Raw genomic sequence first — 13,917 nt, forward strand, 5'->3', positions numbered from 1 at the left:
CTCACTGTCCAGCAGTTTGTATGGCCTTGAGATAAAACGACCGCAGATGGGGACGACATGCGCGACATCAATCGAAGGGGACTGCTCGGCGCGGGGCTCGGCACGGCGGCGGCGGTCGGACTCGCCGGCTGCGGTTTCTCCGGTTCCTCCGGTTCGGCGGAGGGCGGCACATCCGGCAGCGGCAAGGGTGACACCGGCGCAGGCACCGGCGGCAAGGGCGACACCGGCACCGGCGGCGGTGGCGAGCGCGGAAACGGTTCGCCGAAGGACAAGGTCCGGCTCATCGGCGACGGCTCCACCGCCGACACCGGGAAGCAGCCGCACCAGCCCGCCGACCCCGTCCCGCTCGAACCCGGCGAGACGCCGCCGCAGTTCGTGATCTTTTCCTGGGACGGGGCGGGCGAGGTCGGCAACGGCCTCTTCCCGCGCTTTCTGGAACTGGCCAAGGACCATGACGCGGCGATGACCTTCTTCCTCTCCGGGCTGTATCTGCTGCCCGAGTCGAAGAAATCCCTCTACCGTCCCCCGAACAACCCCCGCGGCGCCTCCGACATCGGCTATCTCACCGACGGCCACGTCAAGGACACACTGACGTACGTACGGCAGGCCTGGCTCGACGGCCATGAGATCGGCACGCACTTCAACGGGCACTTCTGCGGCGGCTCCGGATCCGTCGAACGCTGGACCCCCGCACAATGGCGGAGCGAGATCGATCAGGCTGTGTCGTTCGTCACGGAATGGCGGACCAACACCGGCTGGGAGAACGAGGACCCGCTGCCGTTCGACTACCGAAAGGAGTTGATCGGCGGCCGCACCCCCTGTCTGCTCGGCCAGGACAATCTCCTGCCGACCGCGAGCAAGCTGGGATGGCGTTACGACGCCAGCTCGCCCGGCGGCCGCCAGACGTGGCCCGTCAAGCGCGGCGGCGTCTGGGATCTGCCGCTCCAGGCCATGCCGTTCCCCGGCCACTCCTTCGAGGTCCTCTCGATGGACTACAACATCCTCGCCAATCAGTCGCAGAATTCGACCAAGGGGATGCCGTCGCGTTATCCGGGCTGGCGCAAGCAGGCCACCGGCGCGTATCTGAACGGTTTCGAGCGCGCCTACACGACGAATCGCGCGCCCTTCTTCATCGGCAACCACTTCGAGGAGTGGAACGGCGGCATCTATATGGATGCCGTGGAAGAAGTGATCAAGAAGACCGCCGGTAAGAAGGATGTGCGCCTCGTCTCCTTCCGGCAGTTCGTCGACTGGCTGGACGCGCAGGATCCCGCCGTCCTCGCCAAGCTCCGCACCCTGGAGGTCGGACAGTCGCCCGCGGGTGGCTGGAACTCCTTCTTTAAACAGGCTTGACAAGGGGCTTTACGGGCACCGAGGGGGGTGCGGGAGATCCCCGGAACTGCCATGCGAAACTTTTCACATGAGCTTTGGCCGCCCGTCCCGACGCCGCTTCACCCTGCTCGCCGCCACCGCCGTAGCCGGTGCCCTGACGCTGTCCGCGTGCGGGGACGGCAACACGGCCCAGGGCGGCGGCAACACCAACTTCGTCACCGGCAAGGGGGGCATCTCCACGGTCGCGAAGGGGGAGCGCCCCGACGCTCCGAAGCTCCAGGGCGAGAGCCTGGACGGCAAGCCGCTCGACCTCGCCGACTACAAGGGCAAGGTCGTCGTGCTCAACGTCTGGGGCTCCTGGTGCGGCCCCTGCCGCCTGGAGGCGAAGTACTTCGCCAAGGTCGCCGAGGAGACCGCCGACCAGGGCGTGCAGTTCATCGGCATCAACACCCGGGACGCGCAGAAGGACCCCGCGATCAACTTCGAGAAGGACTACGGGGTCACCTACCCGAGCTTCTTCGACCCGATCGGCAAGCTCATCCTCCGCTTCCCCAAGGGCACCGTGAACCCGAAGGCCATCCCGTCCACCGTGGTGGTCGACCGGGAGGGGAAGATCGCGGCCCGCACGCTCCAGCCGCTGGACGCCGAGCAGCTGCACGCGATGATCGACCCGATCATCGCGGAGAAGTGATCCGGTGATCCCGCTCGCCGCGTACAACGGCACGCTCATGCCGGCCGCGTACCACGGCACGCTCACGCCGGCCGCGTACAACGACGCCGTCGTGAGCACCGTCACGCTGGCCTCGTACAACGACACCGTCGTCAGCGGGGCCCTGCTGCTGGCCGTGCCCATCGCCCTGCTGGCCGGGCTCGTCTCCTTCTTCTCGCCCTGCGTCCTGCCGCTCGTCCCCGGCTACCTGAGTTACGTCACCGGGGTCAGCGGCACCGACCTGGCCGACGCCCGGCGCGGCCGGGTGGTGGCGGGCGCCTCGCTCTTCGTCCTCGGCTTCACCGCCGTGTTCGCCTCCACCGGGGCGCTCTTCGGCTACTTCGGCGACGAGCTCCAGATGCACTCCGAGGTGCTCAACAAGGTCCTCGGCGGGCTGATGATCCTCATGGGGATCTTCTTCATGGGGCTCCTGCCGGGAGTGACGCAGCGCGAGTTCCGCCTCCACAAGCGGCCGGTGGCCGGACTGGCCGGAGCACCGCTGCTGGGCGCCCTGTTCGGGATCGGCTGGACGCCGTGCATCGGCCCGACGCTCTCCTCCGTGCTGTTCCTCTCCGCCGAGAGCGCCACCGCCGGACGTGGCGCGATACTGACGGTCGCGTACTGTCTCGGACTCGGCGTCCCGTTCATCCTGGCCGCAGTCGCGTTCCGTAAGGCGCTCGGCGCGTTCGGCTGGGTCAAGCGCCACTACGCCTGGGTCATGCGGATCGGCGGCGGCATGATGATCGTGACCGGACTCCTGCTGCTGACGGGCGTGTGGGCGACGCTCATGCAGCAGATGCAGGGCTGGTCCAGCGGCTTCGTTGTGGGGATCTGAGTTCATGAGCAAGGCGAACAGCAGCACGGACACCGGCGCGCGTACCGACGCCGACGGGACCGGGACCGCGGCCGAGCGCGAGCAGGAGCGCGTCGACCACGCGGCCGGCGAGCGGCTCTCCACCGCGCCCCGCGAGGAGCGCCCCGAGACCGAGTCCGGGAGCGGTGTCCCCGCCATGGGCGTGGTCGGCTGGGTCCGCTGGTTCTGGCGCCAGCTCACCTCGATGCGGGTCGCGCTGATCCTGCTCTTCCTGCTCTCCCTCGGCGCCATCCCCGGCTCGCTGATCCCGCAGACCAGCGTGGACGACCTGAAGGTCCAGAACTTCAAGGACCAGCACACCACGCTCTCCCCGATCTACGAGAAGTTCCAGCTCTTCGACGTCTACAGCTCGGTGTGGTTCTCCGCGATCTACATCCTGCTGTTCGTCTCGCTCATCGGCTGCATCGTGCCGCGCACCGGCCAGTTCGTCGGCCAGCTCCGCAGCCGCCCGCCGGGCGCCCCGAAGCGGCTGACCCGGCTGCCCGCGTACACCACCTGGCGCACGGAGGCCGAGCCCGAGGCGGTCCGCGAGGCGGCCCTCGGCGTGCTGGGCAAGCGGCGCTTCCGGGCGCACGCGGTGGGCGACGCGGTCGCCGCCGAGAAGGGCTACCTCCGCGAGGCCGGGAACCTCGTCTTCCACATCGCCCTGATCGTGATGCTGGTGGCCTTCGCCGCCGGGCAGCTCTTCAAGTCCGAGGGCGGCAAGCTGGTCGTGGAGGGCGACGGCTTCGCCAACACGCTCACCCAGTACGACGACTTCAAGTCCGGCTCGCTCTACGACTCCGACTCGCTGGCCCCCTTCAGCTTCGTCCTGGACGACTTCGTCGGTACGTACGAGGAGAGCGGCCCGCAGCGCGGCACACCCCGCACCTTCGAAGCCCGGGTGAAGTACACCGAGGGCGCCGAAGGACCCGAGCGCAACGGGGTCATCCGCGTCAACGAACCGCTCGTCGTGGACGGCACCAAGGTCTATCTGATCGCCCACGGCTACGCCCCGGTCGTCACCGTCCGGGACGGCAAGGGCAAGGTCGTCTCGCGGAACTCCGTACCGCTGCTGCCGATCGACAACAACATCACCTCCACCGGCGCGATCAAGGTGATGGACGGCTACCGCGACAAGAACGGCGTCAAGACGCAGCTCGGCTTCAAGGCCTTCTTCGTGCCGACCTTCGCGGGCCACGGCAAGGGCCAGATGTTCTCGCAGTTCCCCGGCGCGGAGTTCCCCGTGCTGGCGCTGAGCGCCTACCGGGGCTCCCTCGGGGTGGACTCCGGGCTGCCGCAGAACGTGTACCAGCTCGACACGTCCAAGATGAAGGAGTTCAAGGACGAGGACGGCGAGCTGCTCAAGAAGATGCTGCGCCCCGGCGAGAAGCTCGACCTGGCCGACGGCGAGGGCTCCATCACCTTCGACGGTATCGAGGAGTGGGCGAGCTTCCAGATCTCCCAGCAGCCGGGCAACGGCTGGGCGCTCGGCGGTGCCGTCGCCGCCATCGCCGGACTCGCCGGATCGCTCTTCATCCAGCGCCGCCGGGTCTGGGTCCGGGCGGTCCGGGGCGCGGACGGGGTGACCGTCGTGGAGATGGCGGGCCTCGGCCGCAGCGAGTCCGCGAAGCTGCCGGAGGAGCTGGGCGACCTCGCGGCCGCCCTGATCACGACGGCGCCGGTCGCGCCGGACAAACCTGACGCGCCGGGGAAGTCCGCCGCGCCGGAGAAAACTGACGCGCCGGAGAATGCTGACGCGCCGGAGAATCCTGACGCACCGGGGAAGCCTGCCGCGCCGAAGGAACCTGACGCGCCGGGGAAGCCCGCCGCGCCGAAGGGACCTGACGCCCCCGGGACGTCCGCGTCCGACGATGCCACGAACGAGGCCGGGAGCCGGCCCGTACACCCTGCTGAAGCACCTGCCGAAGGGGCTGAGAAGTGAATCTCGCCGCCGCAACCAACGAGAGCCTGGCGCACACCAGCAATGTGCTGATCTATTCGTCGATGGCCGTCTACACCCTGGCCTTCTTCGCGCACATCGCGGAGTGGGTCCTCGGCAGCCGCAGCAAGGTCGGCCGCACGGCCGCCGCGCTGTCCGGCTCCGCGGCCGGCGGTTCCGCCGCCTCCCCGGTGGTCGTCGCCCAGGGCGGCTCCACCGCCGTACTGGAGCGGCCGAAGGTCGTCACCCGCTCCGCCGCCGGGACCCGCGACGTGCCGGACGGTCCCGGCGCCGCGGGTGGCACGTTCAAGGGCGACCTGTGGGGCCGGATCGCGGTCTCGCTGACCGTGGTGGCCTTCGCCGTGGAGGCGGGCGGCGTCATCACCCGCGCCCTCTCGGTGCAGCGGGCGCCGTGGGCCAACATGTACGAGTTCTCGATCACCTTCTCCACCGTGGCCGTCGGCTCCTACCTGGTGCTGCTCGCGCTGAAGAAGAACGTCCGCTGGATCGGCCTCCCCCTGGTCACCACGGTCCTGCTGGACCTCGGCATCGCGACCACGACGCTCTACACCGACAGCGACCAGTTGGTGCCCGCGCTGCACTCCTACTGGCTGTGGATCCACGTCTCGACCGCGATCATCTGCGGCGCGGTCTTCTACCTCGGCGCGGTCGGCACGGTGCTCTACCTCTTCCGCGACAGCTACGAGAACAAGCTCGCGGGCGGCGGTACGCCCGGGAAGTTCGCCGCCTCCGTCATGGAGCGGCTGCCCTCCGCGTCGTCGCTGGACAAGTTCGCGTACCGGATCAACGCGGCGGTCTTCCCGCTCTGGACGTTCACGATCATCGCGGGCGCGATCTGGGCGGGCGACGCCTGGGGCCGGTACTGGGGCTGGGACCCCAAGGAGGTCTGGTCCTTCATCACCTGGGTCGCCTACGCCGCCTACCTGCACGCCCGCGCCACGGCCGGCTGGAAGGGCCGCAAGGCCGCCTACCTGGCGCTGGTCGCCTTCGCCTGCTGGCTGTTCAACTACTACGGCGTGAACATCTTCGTCACCGGTCTGCACTCGTACGCCGGGGTCTGAGCGACCGTACATAAGAAGGCGCCCCGGACGGTATCCGAAACCGTCCGGGGCGTCTTCGTCCGTGTCCTCAGCTCAGCGGGGTGTCCAGGACCGCCTTGCGGTGGCTGAACGTCTCCAGGGAGTAGCGGCCGTGGTAGCTGCCCATGCCGCTCTCGCCGACCCCGCCGAACGGCAGGTCCAAGACGGTCAGATGGGCCAGCGGCAGGCCGATGCCGACCCCGCCCGACGAGGTCTCGGCCAGCAGCCGGTCCCGTACGGCGGGGGAGTCGGTGAACGCGTACAGCGCCAGCGGCTTGTCCCGGTCGTTGATGAAGGCGATCGCCTCGTCCAGGCCGTCCACCGTGACCAGCGGCAGGATCGGGCCGAAGATCTCCTCGCCCATCACGGGCGCGTCCGGGGCGACCTCGGCCAGGACGGTCGGCGCGATGTACTTGGTGTCCCGGTCGTGGGCGCCGCCGGTCACCGTACGGCCGGAGTCCAGCAGGCCGGTGAGCCGGTCGAAGTGGCGCTCGTTCACGATCCGCCCGTACTCCGGGTGCTCGGCCGGGTCCGCCCCGAACAGCCCCTCCACCGCGCCCGCCAGCGCCTCGGCGAGGGCCGGGGCGGTCTCCGGGTCGGTCAGCACGTAGTCGGGGGCCACACAGGTCTGCCCGGCGTTGAGGAACTTCCCCGAGGCGAGCCGGCCCGCCACGGCCGTCAGGTCCGTACCCCGGTCGACGAAGACCGGGGACTTGCCGCCGAGCTCCAGGGTGACCGGGGTGAGGTGCTTGGCGGCGGCGGCCATGACGATCCGGCCGACCGTGCCGTTGCCGGTGTAGAAGATGTGGTCGAAGTGCTGCTCCAGCAGGGCCGTGGTCTCCTCGACCGCGCCTTCGACGACCCCGACCGCGTCCGTGTCGAGGTACTGCGGCAGCAGCCGGGCCACGGCGGCGGAGGTCGCGGGCGCCAGCTCGCTGGGCTTGGCGACCACGCAGTTCCCGGAGGCCAGGGCGCCGACGACCGGGGCGAGCAGGAGCTGCACCGGGTAGTTCCAGGGCGCGATGACCAGGACGACCCCGAGCGGGTCGAGCACCGTGTGCGCGGTGGCTCCGGTGGGGGCGAGATGAGGCGGTACGGGGGCGGGTTCGGGCCGCAGCCAGTCGGCGAGGTGCTCCAGGGTGTGGTCGATCTCCCGGACCGTGAAGTCGATCTCGGTCCGGTACGCCTCCTTGCGGCTCTTGCCCAGGTCGGCGCGGAGCGCGTCCGCGAGGTCGTCGCCGTGCTCGGTGAGGAGGGCGCGCAGCCGCTCCAGTTGACCGGTGCGCCAGGCGAGGTCCTTGGTGCGGCCGGTGCGGAAGGTGGCGCGGAGGCGGGCGACGAGGTCGGCGGGGGACTCGGTGGGGCTCTCGGTGGGGGTGGCGGGCATGTGGGGGCTCCTCAAGAGGGTCACGCGTGACCGTAAAAGAAGGACGCGCGCTGCGTTACCCCTTCGAGGATGGCCGACGCCACCGCGCCGACGCGCCCACCGCGCCGGTCGGAAACATCACCCCCGCCAGGAGGAATAGCCCGTCAGGACGTTGGCGGGGTCTTGTCGTCGGGGCTGCTGCCGGTGTCGCGGCGTCCCCGCTCCTCTTCCTCGGCGGCCGCGCGCTCGGCGTCCTTGCTGTCCTTGCTGTCCTTGTCGGCCTTGGCGGCCTTGTCGTCCTTGCTGTCCTTGAGGGACTTCAGGAAGTCGGGGTTGTCGTCCGGGGCCACCCACTGCTGCCGCCTGCCGCCCGGCTGCCAGGAGGAGAACCCGGCACCCCCGGCCGCGCTGTGCCGCACCTTGCCCGCGAAGAGCCAGCCGATCGAGCCGACGACCCAGAACAGCAGGATGATGAAGACCCAGGCGATCTTGGGCAGGTGCTTGGTGTCCTCCTCCGGGGTGTTCAGGCAGTCGATGAAGGCGTAGATCATCAGCGCCAGCGGCAGGATGAACATCAGGGCTCTCATGGCGCGTCCCCCAGTGGAGCGGGCGGCGGGGCTCGGTGTTCCCCGGTGTCGCGGCCAGGGTACCGGCTGGCCGCCGTGAATCCGGGGCCCGGAGCCGGGGGAGCCCCGGCGGGGGCGCGGAGGCGGGGATGACAAACTGGACCGCATGGCTTACGACGATCTCCGCTCCCTGCTCCGGGCTCTTGAACGCGATGGTGATCTCAAGCGCGTCAAGGCCGAGGTCGATCCTCACCTGGAGGTCGGCGAGATCGTCGACCGGGTGAACAAGGCGGGCGGCCCCGCCCTCCTCTTCGAGAACGTCAAGGGCTCCTCGATGCCCCTGGCCATGAACGTCTTCGGCACCGACCGGCGCCTGCTGAAGGCGCTCGGGCTGACGTCGTACAGCGACATCAGCGACAAGATCGGCGGGCTGCTCAAGCCGGAGCTGCCGCAGGGCTTCGTCGGCGTCCGGGAGGCCTTCGGCAAGCTCGGCTCGATGGTCCACGTACCGCCGAAGAAGGTGAAGTCGGACGACGCGCCGGTCCAGGAGGTCGTGCTGAAGGGCGACGAGGTCGACCTGGAGAAGCTGCCCGCGCTCTTCACCTGGCCCGGCGACGGCGGCTCCTTCTTCAACCTGGGCCTCACCCACACCAAGCACCCCGAGACCGGCGTCCGGAACCTGGGGCTCTACCGGCTCCAGCGCCACGACAAGCGCACCATCGGGATGCACTGGCAGATCCACAAGGACTCCGCCAACCACTACCAGGTCGCCGCCCGGCGCGGTGAGCGGCTGCCCGTCGCCATCGCCTTCGGTGCACCGCCCGCCGTGACGTACGCCTCCACCGCACCGCTGCCGGGGGACATCGACGAGTACCTCTTCGCCGGGTTCGTCCAGGGCAAGCGGATCGAGATGGTCGACTGCAAGACCGTGCCGCTCCAGGTCCCGGCCCAGGCCGAGGTCGTCATCGAGGGGTGGCTGGAGCCGGGCGAGATGCTGCCGGAGGGCCCGTTCGGGGACCACACCGGCTTCTACACCCCGCAGGAACCGTTCCCCGCACTGACCATCGACTGCGTCACCATGCGGAAGCGGCCGCTGCTCCAGTCCATCGTGGTGGGCCGGCCGCCGACCGAGGACGGGCCGCTGGGCCGGGCCACGGAGCGGTTCTTCCTGCCGCTGCTGAAGATCATCGTGCCGGACATCGTGGACTACCACCTCCCCGAGGCGGGCGGCTTCCACAACTGCGCGATCGTCTCGATCGACAAGAAGTACCCGAAGCACGCGCAGAAGGTGATGAGCGCGATCTGGGGCGCGCACATGATGTCGCTGACCAAGCTGATCGTGGTCGTCGACTCGGACTGCGATGTCCACGATCTGCACGAGGTCGCCTGGCGGGCGCTCGGCAACACCGACTACGCCCGGGACCTCACCGTCACCGAGGGCCCGGTCGACCATCTGGACCACGCCTCCTACCAGCAGTTCTGGGGCGGCAAGGCGGGCATCGACGCCACCCGGAAGCTGCCCACCGAGGGTTACACCCGGGACGGCGGCTGGCCGGAGATGGTCGAGTCCGACCCGGAGACGGCGGCGAAGGTCGACCGCCGCTGGAAGGAGTACGGACTGTGAGCAGCGCGGCAGAGGCGGCGTCCGTCCAGGGCCCCGCACCGTCGAGCGGCAAGGTGAAGGCGTTCCTGCGGCTGGTGATGATCGAGCACTCGGTCTTCGCGCTGCCCTTCGCGTACATCGCCGCGTTGACCGCGATGTTCCAGCTCGACGGCACGATCCACTGGGGCGTCCTGCTGCTCGTCACGCTCGCGATGGTGGGGCTGCGGACGTTCGCCATGGCCGCCAACCGGATCATCGACCGGGAGATCGACGCCCGTAACCCGCGCACGGCGGGCCGCGAGCTGGTCACCGGTGCGGTGTCGGTGAAGTCGGCCTGGACGGGGGCGCTCGTCGCGCTCGCCGTCTTCCTGGGCGCCGCCGCCCTGCTCAACCCCCTCTGCCTGATGCTGGCGCCGCTCGCGGTCGTCCCGATGGTGGTCTACCCGTACGGCAAGCGGTTCACGAACTTCCCGCACGCCATCCTGGGGCTCGCGCAGGCGATCGGGCCGATCGGCGCCTGGCTCGCGGTGACCGGTAGCTGGTCGTGGGACGCGGTGATCCTGGGGCTGGCCGTCGGCATCTGGATCGGCGGCTTCGACCTGATCTTCGCCTGCCAGGACGTGGCTGCCGACCGGGCCCACGGGGTGCTCTCCTTCCCGGCGCGCTTCGGTATCCCGGCGGCGCTCTGGGGCGCGCGAGTCTGTCATGCGGTGACGACCGGGCTGCTGGTCTGGTTCGGCCTGGCGACGGACGCCGAGATCTTCTACTGGATCGGCATGGTGATCGTCGCGGTGGCGTTCGTCTACGAGCACCGCGTCGTGCGGCCGCACGACCTGTCCCGGCTGAACCGCGCCTTCTTCTCGGTCAACGGCTTCATCGGCATGGCGCTCTTCGCCTGCGCGCTGCTGGACCTGCTGGTGCGCGGCCTGACCCCGTAGGTCCGGTTCCGGGCGCGTGGCTCAGACCGTGACCAGGTTGTCCGGGCCGCGGCGCGCGGGCGGGCGGCGGAAGAAGAAGGCCGCCGCCACGCCGCCTATGAGCCCGAAGAGGTGGCCCTGCCAACTGACGCCCGAGTCGGTGGGCAGGACGCCCCAGAGCAGCGAGCCGTAGACCACGGCGACGCCGATGCCTATGAGGACGTCCCGGGGGCGGCGGTCCACGAAGCCGCGGACCAGCAGATAGCCCAGCAGGCCGAACACCACGCCGGAGGCGCCGAGCGTCACCGTGAACGCGGGGGCGGTCAGCCAGACGCCGACCCCGCTGATCAGGATGATCGTCACGACGACGGCGGCGAATCTGCGCAGCCCGCCGAGCGCGGCGATGAAGCCGAGGACCAGCAGCGGGATGCTGTTGGACGCGACGTGCTCCCAACCGCTGTGCAGGAACGCGGCGGGTATGACGTCACGCAGCTCGGCCATCTCGCGCGGGCTGATGCCGTAGGTGTCGAGGGCGTGTCCGGTCGCCACGTCGATCCCTTCGAGGATCCACAGCAGCGCGACCCAGCCCACCATGAGGATGCCGGCCGTGAGCGCCCGTGCGCTGCCGGTCGTGGTGGAGCCGCTGTTCCGGTCGGTCGTCCAGTAATCGCCCATGGTCTGCCCCTGCCCCCGGGTTGCCGTCATCTGTGGAACGTCCCGGGCCGCCGCCCGGTTCCGGGTGCGGGGTGCGAGGGCGTGCCGGATAGGCTCGCAGATGTGGAATCCGGGACTTCAGTGACTCATCAGCAGCGGCGGCCTTGGATTGTCGGGGTATCCGGTGCTTCGGGTACCCCCTTCGCGGCCGCCGTCCTGCGCGGGCTGCTCGCGGGCGGCGAGAGCGTGGACCTGGTGGTGAGCCGGGCCTCGCGGCTCACCCTGCTGGACGAGACCGGCATCGCGTTCCGGGACGCGCACTGGCGCGAGGACCTGCGGTGTTGGCTGGAACGCGGCGCCGACGGGAAGCCGGACGCCTTCACGGTGGGCGATGCGGAGCTGGAGCGCGTACGCCACTGGCCGGCCGGTGATCTGGCCGCCGGGCCGTCCTCCGGGTCGTACCCGGCGCAGGGGATGCTCATCGTGCCGGCCTCGACGGCCTGTGTGGCCGGAGTGGCGCTCGGACTGTCGAAGGACCTGCTCCAGCGGGCCGCGAGCGTGACGCTCAAGGAGCGCCGGCCGCTCGTCGTCGCGGTGCGCGAGACCCCGCTGAGCGGCCAGACGCTGAAGCAGATGGTGGCCCTGGACGAGGCGGGCGCGGTCGTGCTGCCCGCCTCTCCGGCGTTCTACGCGGGCGCGACGCACATCCAGGACCTGGTGGACTTCGTCGCGGGGCGGGTGCTGGACGCGGCCGGGGTGGAACACCGGCTGTACCGCCGCTGGGAGGGAGAGCTCGGTGGCGGCTCCCGCAGCCCGGCTGGGTGAGGGCCCGGCCCGGAGGACCGAGCGGACCGGAAGGTCCGGGTCAGCGCTTCTTGGTGGTGCGCGGGGCGCGGGTCTTGTCCACGCGGTGCGCGGCGGCGGGCTGGTGGGCACGCGAGCGGTTGGCCAGGTCCTGCAGCTCGCGCATCCGGGCGTAGGCCATCTCGATCGTGTACACGGTGAAGTTCACTCCTGAAGATTCGAAAGCTTTTCTTGGATGTTCTAGAAGATTTGCAGGGTGTGGGCCCTGCATGCCTTAGATTCTACACGTAGACTCGCGGTACTGCTGAACAATGGAAGGTTTCAGTCATATGGACGCGGTGGACAGGCAGCTCATCCAGGCCCTCAGAGAGAACGGCAGGGCCTCGTACGCCGAGCTGGGACGGCTCGTGGGGCTCTCCGGGCCCAGCGTCACCGACCGCATCAACCGGCTGGAAACCGCCGGTGTCATCACCGGCTACCGCGCCACCGTCGACTCGGCCTCGCTCGGCCTCGGCGTCACCGCGCTGATCGGCATCTCGCTCTCGGACGCCGCAGACCACGAGGACGTGGCGCGCCGGCTGAAGGACCTCGCGGAGATCGAGGACTGCTGGTTCATCGCGGGCGACGACTCGTACATGCTCAAGGTCCGGGTCGGTGACGTGGACGGCCTGGAGAAGACGATCCGGCGCCTGAGCGGTACGAAGGGCGTCTCCCGGACCCGTACCACGATCGTGCTCTCCACCAAGTGGGAGAACCGGGTCGGGGAACTTCCGGAGGAGTCGTAGGCGCGGAGCGCCGTAGAGGGGGCCACTCCCGCCCGGAGGGTGGGGGAGTACGGTGGATCGGGTCTGTTTGTACGGAGGAATGGGAGGCGGCCAGGTGGACGCGGGACTCAAGCGCGAGCTGGAGCAGAAGGTCCGGGCCGGCGAGCGGCTGACCCGCGAGGACGGGATCGCGCTCTACGCGTCCGACGACCTGGCGTGGCTCGGCGGGCTGGCGCACGAGGTGCGCACCCGTAAGAACGGCGACGTCGTGCACTTCAACGTCAACCGCCACCTCAACATGACCAACGTGTGCACCGCCTCGTGCGCGTACTGCTCGTTCCAGCGCAAGCCGGGCGAGAAGGACGCGTACACGATGCGGATCGAGGAGGCCGTCAGCCTGGCCAAGGCGATGGAGGGTGAGAACCTCACCGAGCTGCACATCGTCAACGGCCTGCACCCCAACCTCCCGTGGCGCTACTACCCGCGCTCGCTCAGCGCGCTGAAGGAAGCCCTGCCGGACGTGGCGCTGAAGGCGTTCACGGCGACGGAGATCCACCACTTCGAGACGATCTCGGGCCTGTCGGCCTCCGAGATCCTCGACGAGCTGATCGCGGCCGGTCTGGAGTCGCTGACCGGCGGCGGTGCGGAGATCTTCGACTGGGAGGTCCGCCAGCACATCGTCGACCACCGCACCCACTGGGAGGACTGGTCGCGCATCCACCGCCTCGCGCACGAGAAGGGGCTCAAGACCCCGGCGACGATGCTGTACGGGCACATCGAGGAGCCCCGTCACCGCGTCGACCATGTGCTGCGGCTGCGGGAGATGCAGGACGAGACCGGCGGCTTCCAGGTCTTCATCCCGCTGCGCTACCAGCACGACTTCGTGGACATGAAGGACGGCAAGGTCCGCAACAAGCTCCAGGCGCGGACGACGATGGCGACCGGCGCCGAGGCGCTGAAGACCTTCGCCGTCTCCCGGCTGCTGTTCGACAACGTGCCGCACGTCAAGGTGTTCTGGGTGATGCACGGCGTGCAGACCGCGCAGCTCGCGCTCCAGCACGGCGCGGACGACATGGACGGCTCCGTCGTCGAGTACAAGATCACGCATGACGCCGACGACTTCGGTACGCCGAACAAGCTCGGCCGTGAGGACCTGCTCGACCTGATCCGCGACGCCGGTTTCCGGCCGGTCGAGCGGAACACGCGGTACGAGATCCTGCGCGAGTACCCGGGCCCGGAGGCGGACCGGCGCGAGTCGCCGCAGCCGATGCGGGTCTGACGCACCTCTCTGACGTACGAGTCTGATG

14 protein-coding genes are annotated in these 13,917 nt (G+C 69.6%); 10 read left to right on the plus strand and 4 right to left on the minus strand.

Features of this window, described 5'->3' with window-relative positions; genetic code table 11:
* The first annotated feature begins 57 nt into the window (after window positions 1-57).
* The 5 genes from ACFWRT_RS21175 to ccsB all read left to right on the plus strand — a co-directional run bounded on the left by ACFWRT_RS21175 (window position 58) and on the right by ccsB (window position 5,918).
* Window positions 58-1,353 carry a polysaccharide deacetylase family protein gene (locus ACFWRT_RS21175; protein WP_380950355.1) on the plus strand — a complete coding sequence of 432 codons (1,296 nt, stop codon included), beginning with the start codon at window positions 58-60 and terminating at the stop codon, window positions 1,351-1,353.
* A 67-nt stretch (window positions 1,354-1,420) separates the two neighbouring features.
* On the plus strand, window positions 1,421-2,023 hold the full coding sequence (locus tag ACFWRT_RS21180; RefSeq protein WP_380950354.1) for a TlpA family protein disulfide reductase: 603 nt from the start codon (window positions 1,421-1,423) through the stop codon (window positions 2,021-2,023).
* 37 nt (window positions 2,024-2,060) lie between these two features.
* Window positions 2,061-2,876 carry a cytochrome c biogenesis CcdA family protein gene (locus tag ACFWRT_RS21185; RefSeq protein WP_380950390.1) on the plus strand — a complete coding sequence of 272 codons (816 nt, stop codon included), beginning with the start codon at window positions 2,061-2,063 and terminating at the stop codon, window positions 2,874-2,876.
* A 4-nt stretch (window positions 2,877-2,880) separates the two neighbouring features.
* Complete coding sequence (resB, locus tag ACFWRT_RS21190; protein WP_380950353.1) at window positions 2,881-4,839, plus strand: cytochrome c biogenesis protein ResB; 1,959 nt, start codon at window positions 2,881-2,883, stop codon at window positions 4,837-4,839.
* Complete coding sequence (gene ccsB / locus ACFWRT_RS21195; RefSeq protein WP_380950352.1) at window positions 4,836-5,918, plus strand: c-type cytochrome biogenesis protein CcsB; 1,083 nt, start codon at window positions 4,836-4,838, stop codon at window positions 5,916-5,918. The genes resB and ccsB overlap by 4 nt, the downstream gene beginning before the upstream one ends.
* 67 nt (window positions 5,919-5,985) lie before the next feature.
* Here the strand turns inward: ccsB and ACFWRT_RS21200 are convergent, their stop codons facing one another.
* Both ACFWRT_RS21200 and ACFWRT_RS21205 read right to left on the minus strand, forming a co-directional pair.
* Complete coding sequence (locus ACFWRT_RS21200; protein WP_380950351.1) at window positions 5,986-7,323, minus strand: aldehyde dehydrogenase family protein; 1,338 nt, start codon at window positions 7,321-7,323, stop codon at window positions 5,986-5,988.
* A gap of 143 nt (window positions 7,324-7,466) precedes the next feature.
* Entirely contained in the window at window positions 7,467-7,877 is a 411-nt protein-coding gene (locus tag ACFWRT_RS21205; protein ID WP_380950389.1) for a PLD nuclease N-terminal domain-containing protein, read from the minus strand.
* A gap of 157 nt (window positions 7,878-8,034) precedes the next feature.
* Here ACFWRT_RS21205 and ACFWRT_RS21210 point away from each other — a divergent pair, with 157 nt between their 5' ends.
* Together ACFWRT_RS21210 and mqnP are read left to right on the plus strand one after the other, a co-directional pair.
* Window positions 8,035-9,492 (plus strand): menaquinone biosynthesis decarboxylase, encoded by a 1,458-nt coding sequence (locus tag ACFWRT_RS21210; protein WP_380950350.1) that lies wholly within the window; start codon window positions 8,035-8,037, stop codon window positions 9,490-9,492.
* The gene (gene mqnP / locus ACFWRT_RS21215) at window positions 9,489-10,409 is read left to right on the plus strand and encodes a menaquinone biosynthesis prenyltransferase MqnP (RefSeq protein WP_380950349.1); all 921 of its coding nucleotides are present in this window, start codon (window positions 9,489-9,491) and stop codon (window positions 10,407-10,409) included. The genes ACFWRT_RS21210 and mqnP overlap by 4 nt, the downstream gene beginning before the upstream one ends.
* 21 nt (window positions 10,410-10,430) lie before the next feature.
* Here the strand turns inward: mqnP and ACFWRT_RS21220 are convergent, their stop codons facing one another.
* Complete coding sequence (locus ACFWRT_RS21220; protein WP_380950388.1) at window positions 10,431-11,063, minus strand: rhomboid family intramembrane serine protease; 633 nt, start codon at window positions 11,061-11,063, stop codon at window positions 10,431-10,433.
* Window positions 11,064-11,183: 120 nt separating this feature from the next.
* Between ACFWRT_RS21220 and ACFWRT_RS21225 the strand changes: the two genes are divergently transcribed.
* A complete protein-coding gene (locus ACFWRT_RS21225; protein WP_380950348.1) occupies window positions 11,184-11,867 on the plus strand; it encodes a UbiX family flavin prenyltransferase in 684 nt (227 codons plus the stop codon).
* A gap of 40 nt (window positions 11,868-11,907) precedes the next feature.
* On the opposite strand, the gene ACFWRT_RS21230 is transcribed toward ACFWRT_RS21225, so the two are convergent.
* Complete coding sequence (locus ACFWRT_RS21230) at window positions 11,908-12,054, minus strand: hypothetical protein (protein ID WP_018512700.1); 147 nt, start codon at window positions 12,052-12,054, stop codon at window positions 11,908-11,910.
* 121 nt (window positions 12,055-12,175) lie between these two features.
* Between ACFWRT_RS21230 and ACFWRT_RS21235 the strand changes: the two genes are divergently transcribed.
* The gene (locus ACFWRT_RS21235; protein ID WP_010063935.1) at window positions 12,176-12,631 is read left to right on the plus strand and encodes an Lrp/AsnC family transcriptional regulator; all 456 of its coding nucleotides are present in this window, start codon (window positions 12,176-12,178) and stop codon (window positions 12,629-12,631) included.
* Between the two features lie 94 nt (window positions 12,632-12,725).
* Window positions 12,726-13,889 carry an aminofutalosine synthase MqnE gene (gene mqnE / locus ACFWRT_RS21240; RefSeq protein WP_380950347.1) on the plus strand — a complete coding sequence of 388 codons (1,164 nt, stop codon included), beginning with the start codon at window positions 12,726-12,728 and terminating at the stop codon, window positions 13,887-13,889.
* The last annotated feature ends 28 nt before the right edge of the window (window positions 13,890-13,917 follow it).

The organism is Streptomyces cyaneofuscatus (assembly GCF_042718795.1).
In the GTDB taxonomy this organism is placed as follows: Bacteria; Actinomycetota; Actinomycetes; order Streptomycetales; family Streptomycetaceae; genus Streptomyces; species Streptomyces cyaneofuscatus_A.

What these genes read in the sequence shown, in the direction of transcription:
- ACFWRT_RS21175 (WP_380950355.1), top strand. Translation starts at nt 58, where the DNA reads ATGCGCGACATCAATCGAAGGGGACTGCTCGGCGCGGGGCTCGGCACG.
- ACFWRT_RS21180 (WP_380950354.1), top strand. Translation starts at nt 1,421, where the DNA reads ATGAGCTTTGGCCGCCCGTCCCGACGCCGCTTCACCCTGCTCGCCGCC.
- ACFWRT_RS21185 (WP_380950390.1), top strand. Translation starts at nt 2,061, where the DNA reads ATGCCGGCCGCGTACCACGGCACGCTCACGCCGGCCGCGTACAACGAC.
- resB (WP_380950353.1), top strand. Translation starts at nt 2,881, where the DNA reads ATGAGCAAGGCGAACAGCAGCACGGACACCGGCGCGCGTACCGACGCC.
- ACFWRT_RS21200 (WP_380950351.1), bottom strand. Translation starts at nt 7,323, where the DNA reads ATGCCCGCCACCCCCACCGAGAGCCCCACCGAGTCCCCCGCCGACCTC.
- ACFWRT_RS21205 (WP_380950389.1), bottom strand. Translation starts at nt 7,877, where the DNA reads ATGTTCATCCTGCCGCTGGCGCTGATGATCTACGCCTTCATCGACTGC.
- ACFWRT_RS21210 (WP_380950350.1), top strand. Translation starts at nt 8,035, where the DNA reads ATGGCTTACGACGATCTCCGCTCCCTGCTCCGGGCTCTTGAACGCGAT.
- ACFWRT_RS21220 (WP_380950388.1), bottom strand. Translation starts at nt 11,063, where the DNA reads ATGGGCGATTACTGGACGACCGACCGGAACAGCGGCTCCACCACGACC.
- ACFWRT_RS21235 (WP_010063935.1), top strand. Translation starts at nt 12,176, where the DNA reads ATGGACGCGGTGGACAGGCAGCTCATCCAGGCCCTCAGAGAGAACGGC.